At 70.4% G+C, this 4,456-nt stretch carries 5 protein-coding genes; 1 reads left to right on the top strand and 4 read right to left on the bottom strand.

All coding sequences use genetic code 11. The annotated features are described in order from the left end of the window. A partial coding sequence (locus ACY45C_RS15510) for an SDR family NAD(P)-dependent oxidoreductase (protein ID WP_462188306.1) occupies positions 1-828 on the top strand: 828 nt, incomplete at its 5' end. Here ACY45C_RS15510 and ACY45C_RS15505 read toward each other — a convergent pair. The 4 genes from ACY45C_RS15505 to ACY45C_RS15490 all read right to left on the bottom strand — a co-directional run bounded on the left by ACY45C_RS15505 (position 716) and on the right by ACY45C_RS15490 (position 4,233). Further along, a complete protein-coding gene (locus tag ACY45C_RS15505) occupies positions 716-1,783 on the bottom strand; it encodes an LLM class flavin-dependent oxidoreductase (protein WP_462188309.1) in 1,068 nt (355 codons plus the stop codon). The genes ACY45C_RS15510 and ACY45C_RS15505 overlap by 113 nt on opposite strands. A 74-nt stretch (positions 1,784-1,857) precedes the next feature. Next, positions 1,858-2,436 (bottom strand): hypothetical protein, encoded by a 579-nt coding sequence (locus tag ACY45C_RS15500; RefSeq protein ID WP_462188305.1) that lies wholly within the window; start codon positions 2,434-2,436, stop codon positions 1,858-1,860. 105 nt (positions 2,437-2,541) lie between these two features. Continuing rightward, entirely contained in the window at positions 2,542-3,618 is a 1,077-nt protein-coding gene (locus ACY45C_RS15495) for a hypothetical protein (protein ID WP_462188304.1), read from the bottom strand. Between the two features lie 129 nt (positions 3,619-3,747). Next, positions 3,748-4,233: a hypothetical protein gene (locus tag ACY45C_RS15490; protein ID WP_011434820.1), complete on the bottom strand. Its 486-nt coding sequence runs from the start codon at positions 4,231-4,233 to the stop codon at positions 3,748-3,750. Positions 4,234-4,456: the final 223 nt, after the last annotated feature.

The following is a 4,456-nucleotide window of genomic DNA, read 5'->3' as shown; positions in this document are numbered from 1 at the left end:
GCATCCTCGGGCATCGGCGCGGCGTTCGCCGAGGCGTACGCGGACCGTGGAGCCCGGCTCGTCCTCGTGGCGCCGTCCGAACCGAAGCTGTGGATGGTCGCGGAGCGCCTCGCTGCCCGGTACGGCACCGAGGCGCACGTCATCGCGGTCGACCTCGCCGACGAGCGTGGTCCGGACCGTCTCGCCGAGGCGGTCGCCGAAGCGGGCCTGGAGGTCGACATCCTCGTCAACAACGCCGGGTTCGGGACACGCGGCCCTTACCATGAGCTGTCCGCCGACCGGGATCATCGTGAGGTGATGCTGAACGTGGTGGCCGTCGAACGGGTCGCGCACCTGTTCCTGCCGGGCATGGTGGCCCGGGGCCGCGGCACGGTCATCAACGTCTCCTCCACCTCGGGTTTCCAGGCCGTCCCGTATATGGCCGTCTACGGGGCCTCGAAGGCCTTCGTCCTGTCGTTCTCGATCGGCCTGTGGGCCGAGTACCGTCGGCGGGGGGTCCGCGTCCTCGCGTTATGCCCCGGACCGACCGACACCGAGTTCTTCGAGGTGCTGGGAACCCGGATGTCCGCCGGTGGCCGGTTGCGGACCACGGACGAGGTGATCGCCACCGCGTTCCGTGCCCTCGACCGCGGCCAGGCGTATGTCATCGACGGACGGCTGAACTACCTGGCCTCCGCTGCCTCCCGACTGCTGCCGCGCGGACTGGTTGCGCGGATCACCGAATGGGTACTGCGCCCCGGCCGCTCGCGGCCGCCGGACCCGCCGACGTCAGTCCGCCGAGTTCGGCTACCAGCTCGTAGGAGCGGATCCGGTCCGCCAGCCGGGTGACGTTGGTGACGACCATGACCTCGTCGGCGCCCGTCTCGTCGAGCAGTGCGTCGATCCCCGCGCGAACCGTCACTGGGGAGCCGACGATGTGCGAGGCGGTGGCGGCCTCCGCGATCGACCGCTCCCGCGAGGTCCACGGGTAGGCTGCGGCCTCCGCGGGCGAGGGGAACACCCCGGGGCGGCCGGTACGCAGCCGCAGCATCGCCAGCCGCTGCGGTCCGGCCAGCCACTCCGCGCGCTCGTCGTCGGCGGCGCAGAGTACCGCGGCGGCGACGAGCGCGTACGGTCGCTCCCGGCCGGGCGAGGGACGGAAGGACTTCCGGTAGAGCTCCAGCGCCGGCACTGTGTTCACCGAGCTGAAATGGTGCGCGAACGCGAACGGCAGGCCGAGCATGCCGGCCACCTGGGCGCTGTAGCCACTCGATCCCAGCAACCAGATGGGCGGCATCTCGGCCCGCGGGAACGCGGTGACGCCGTGCCTTGGGTGCGAGTCGGGGAAATCCCCCCCGGCCAGAAAGGTCGTCAGTTCGGCGAGCTGCGCGGGGAAGTCGTCGATGGCCGGCAGGTCGCTGGTGCGGCGCAGAGCCCGGGCGGTCGCGGGATCGGTGCCGGGAGCACGGCCGATACCCAGATCGATCCGTCCCGGGAAGAGGGTGCCCAACGTGCCGAACTGTTCGGCGATGGCGAGTGGCGCATGGTTGGGCAGCATCACCCCACCGGACCCCACCCTGAGGGTGGTGGTGGCCGCGGCAACCTGGCTGATGAGGATCGAGGTCGCCGAGCTTGCGATCCCCGGGATGCCGTGATGCTCGGCCAACCAGTATCGGGTGTATCCGAGCCTTTCGGCATGTCGGGCGAGTTCGAGCGTCCCGCGGACCGCGTCGGTGGCGGGGACGCCGGTGCCCACCGGGACGAGATCCAACACGGACAAGGGGACAGGTCGGGTCGGGCTCACGGCTGGTTGCAACGAAGCATCCGGCCGCGCTCTTCCCCGGGCACCGGGTACTTCCCCGGGCACCCCGGGGGCCATCAGCCGCCGACCGTCTCCATGTAGTCCTCGGCCACCTCGTCGAGATCGTCCGTCGGATAACCGAGGGCGACGCGCACCCGCCGCCGGCCGACCAGCAGGAGATCGAGCATGAAGTCGGGGACCGTGGCGTGTTCGCAGCGGTGGTAGCCCATGGTGAACCAGGCGTGGGCGTCGGTGAGCAGGCCGATTGACTCCAGGCTCTCGGCCACGGCCTCGTAGACGCCCGGATCGACCGACCGGGACGCCTTCAGCTCGGCCCGCAGCGCGGCCGCGTCGTCCGGCTGCCCGTTGCGCAGCAGGCCGTCATGCAGCCAGACGCGGGGATCGACCAGGCACCCGCCGCCGTCCGCCACCGCCGCCCGGTAGCAGCGGATCGCCTCGTCCCAGTCGTCCGCAAGCCCGTACTGGCTGCCCGCGTCGACCAGCAGGGACGCCCGGGTGACGCGTTCGCCGTGCGTCTCGCTCCGTTCGGCCAAGGCCTCCAGAGTGGCCGCCGCGCCGCGATGGTCGCCGTTTCCCGCGGCCTTGAAGACGATCTCGTCTACGTCGTCATCCGAAAGGCCGTCATCCGAAAGCATGGGAATAGTGTCACCCCCGGTCGTGGGGCCGGCACGCGGGTGGCGTGCTCTTCGATGGCGGTCTCACATGGTACCCGTCGGCCGGATCAGTGCCCGTCGGCCGGATCAGGATCGACGGGCCATTTTGAGGGTCTTCTCCAACTGGTCGCGGTCCACCTCGGCGACCCGGCCGTTCGTCGGGACGGTCGGGATGTGGCCACCGCCGAGGACGAGGTCGGTGGTGTGTCGCAGGCCCATGTCCTTCTGCTCCACGTCAAGGATGGCCTCCTCGACCCGGTAGAGCTTCTCGATCCTGGAGACCTTCGCCTCGACCTGGGCCGCGACGATGCGCAGCCGCCGTTCGGCCTTGGCCAGCCGCCGTTCGAGTCGACGGTCGACGATGTTGGGCATCGGCTCGTCCCGTTCCGTCGGGTCGTGCAGGTAGAGTTCGACCGCGACGGCGACCAGCGGGATCAACGCCTGGAACACGATCACCGCGCTGCCGGTGCTCTCGCCGGCCGATCCCTGGGTGCGTACCAGCACCCCGGCGATGGACAGCAGCAGGAAGATCGCGGTGGTGAGGGTCAGGGCCAGCGGCGACGATTTCGACTCCACCAGCTGCTCGCGGATCTCCGGATCGATCTTGAATCGGCCCGCGTCGGCGTCGGCGAGCATCTGCTTCTGGGCCCGCGCGAGGATCGGCGCCTTGATGCCGTGGGCGAGCGCCACCCCGGCGATGAACACGGCGACCCCCAGCAGGCCGCCCAGCCACCATTCGGGCCCGTACCCGCCGACGTCGGCGAGGACGGCGTAGGACTGGGCGAAGACGTAGAAGTCCAGCGCCGCGAGCACCGTCAGCACCGCGGCCCGGGCCGGGCCCGCCAGCGCCATCTGCGGGATGCGTTCCTGCACCCCGACGCTGCGCCACAGCCGGCCCTGTTCGACCTTGTTCTTGATCAGCTCGGTCCGCCGCTCCCGGCGTTCGGCCCGGGAGTCGATCTCCATCCGGAGTTCGGCGATCAGCTCTTCCAGGGTCCGCCCGTCGGCCCGGACCGCAGCGCGGACCTCCTGGACCTCCGCGTCCTCAAGGCTCTTGAGGACCTTCGGGCGGGTCTCGGCGCCCGCCAGCGCGATGTCGGCGTCTCCCACCCGGCGGATGAGCTGCTTGGCCAGACGCCCTGGCTGGTTTCCCCTACGCAGCACCTTGGAGGTTCCTACTTTCCGATCTCGGTCCTTCCGGGTTCGACCGGACGGGTTCGACGGGACATTCGACGAGAGGTTCCACGGAGCTGTCGGCGGCGTCGTCGGCTGCTGGTCGGTGTGGTCGGCGGGTCAGTCGATCGGACGGGCGAAGGTGCCGCCGACGAAGCAGAGCATGGCGCAGACGATGCCGAGCACCGAGGCGACCATCGCCTCGCGCGCACCCTGGGCCTCGTCACCGGAGAAGACCATGGTCAGTACGAGCGTGCCGACCCCGACGACCGCACCGACGGCCCCCAGCAGGAATCGTCGCTGGATGGTCTCCCGCGGCGGCAGCCTGGACAGCGCGTCGATCGGGGCGATCCGGCCGGCCCGGGCCTGGTTGCCCACGCGACGGCGGATGTCGCGCAGTCGGAAGGTGTTCCCGGTGATGAAGAAGCTGAGCGCGGTCACGATCATCGAGCCGGTGACGGAGACCTTCGCGAACGGCGACGACAGGGTCAGCCAGACCCAGATCTCCAGCACCGCGAGCATGAGCAGGCAGCTGGTGATCACGACCGTCGAGCGCATGAGGGCCGGGCTGAAATGCTGCTCCTCGGGCTCGTGAAGAACACCCATGGGTCGCCTCCTTGCGTGGGTTTCCACCGGTGCTGTGTGGTGCGCGCCGCGGCGGATGCGGGCGGGGTGTTCCGGGATCTCGGGTGCCCCGGCGACGGTCGCGGCTGGACCGGAGGTAGCGGTGAGAGTGGTCAATGCAGTGCCGCTTTCGACGGGACCGGGCTGGTCGGGGGCATGAGGATGACGACGCCGGGTGTCCGGTCGGGGCGGAGCCGTCCTAGGG

It is taken from the genome of Frankia sp. CcWB2, assembly GCF_977927585.1.
This window is presented reverse-complemented; position numbering and strand designations above follow the sequence as displayed.

Coding starts and splice junctions, on each gene's coding strand:
- ACY45C_RS15500 (WP_462188305.1), bottom strand. CDS start 2,436: ATGCTTTCGGATGACGGCCTTTCGGATGACGACGTAGACGAGATCGTC.
- ACY45C_RS15490 (WP_011434820.1), bottom strand. CDS start 4,233: ATGGGTGTTCTTCACGAGCCCGAGGAGCAGCATTTCAGCCCGGCCCTC.